Annotated in this window: 2 protein-coding genes; both read right to left on the reverse strand. The window is 65.4% G+C overall.

All coding sequences use genetic code 11. The features are described 5' to 3' along the window. Positions 1 to 2: 2 nt before the first annotated feature. Entirely contained in the window at positions 3 to 836 is an 834-nt protein-coding gene (locus DWZ52_RS09825; protein ID WP_117565064.1) for a PTS system mannose/fructose/sorbose family transporter subunit IID, read from the reverse strand. Beyond that, on the reverse strand, positions 817 to 1,056 hold a 240-nt coding region (locus DWZ52_RS09830), incomplete at its 5' end, for a PTS sugar transporter subunit IIC (protein ID WP_147324175.1). The genes DWZ52_RS09825 and DWZ52_RS09830, both read right to left, overlap by 20 nt.

Below are 1,056 nucleotides of genomic sequence, written 5' to 3' on the forward strand. Positions count from 1 at the left end.
CCTTACGCCAGCACGCCGAAGAACGCGCCGATGATGCCCACGACCATGGTGGCCACGATCAGCACCATGGGGTTGATCTTCTTGGACAGCAGCCAGTAGTACAGCCAGAAGGCGAGCATGCCGAGCATGCCGGGCATGATGCCGTCCAGGATGTCCTGGAGGGTCTGGGCGTCCTCGCCCGAGCCGATGGCCACCGGGATGCTGGCCCAGAACATGTCCTTGCACATGGCGCCCACGACCATGACGCCCACGATGCCCACGCAGGTCATGATCTTCTGCATGAGGCCGGTCCTCTGGGCCTCGTCCAGGAAGCCCACGCCCAGCTCGTAGCCCTTGACGGCGCCCCAGATGCGCAGCGCGAAGCCGGGGACGTTGTAGATGAGCAGGAAGGCGATGGGGCCGAAGGGGTTGCCGGCCTGGCACAGGCTGATGCCCACCGCGGCGGCGACCACGCGCAGCGTCGACAGGAAGATGGAGTCGCCGATGCCGGACAGCGGGCCCATGAGGGCGGCCTTGACGTCGTTGACGCTCTCGGGCTCGATCTCGCCGCGGGCGACCTTCTCCTCCATGGCCATCGCGATGCCGCCGACGAACGGGGCGAACTGGACGGTGATGTTGAAGAACGCGCAGTGGCGATGCAGGGCCTCGGCGTAGTCGTCGGGGCGGCCGGCGTAGATCTTCTTGAGCATGTTGGCGACCATCAGGCAGAAGGCGATGTTCATCTGCTTGTAGTAGGTCCAGGAGAACTCCATGCCCAGGGCGCCGACGTTGACGGCGCTCTTGACGAGGTCGGAGCGCGTGATCTTGTTCTCGGGACTAGAAGTCATCGTCCTCATCCCCTTCCGCGGAAAGCTGGGGCTGGGCTCCGCCCAGGCCGAGCAGGTCGAACTTGTCGATGCCGATGATGATGGCGATCAGGGCGACGCCCAGGACGGGCACGTTGGCGTAGGAGCACAGCAGGAAGCCCAGGAAGTAGAAGGGCACGAGCTGCTTGGTGAGCACCAGGCGGCCGAGCATGGCGAAGCCCATGGCCGGCAGGATGTTGGCGGCAACGCC

The sequence above is a fragment of the Collinsella sp. AF33-16 genome, assembly GCF_003475325.1.
Classification (GTDB): Bacteria; Actinomycetota; Coriobacteriia; order Coriobacteriales; family Coriobacteriaceae; genus Collinsella.

What these genes read in the sequence shown, in the direction of transcription:
- DWZ52_RS09825 (WP_117565064.1), bottom strand. Translation starts at nt 836, where the DNA reads ATGAGGACGATGACTTCTAGTCCCGAGAACAAGATCACGCGCTCCGAC.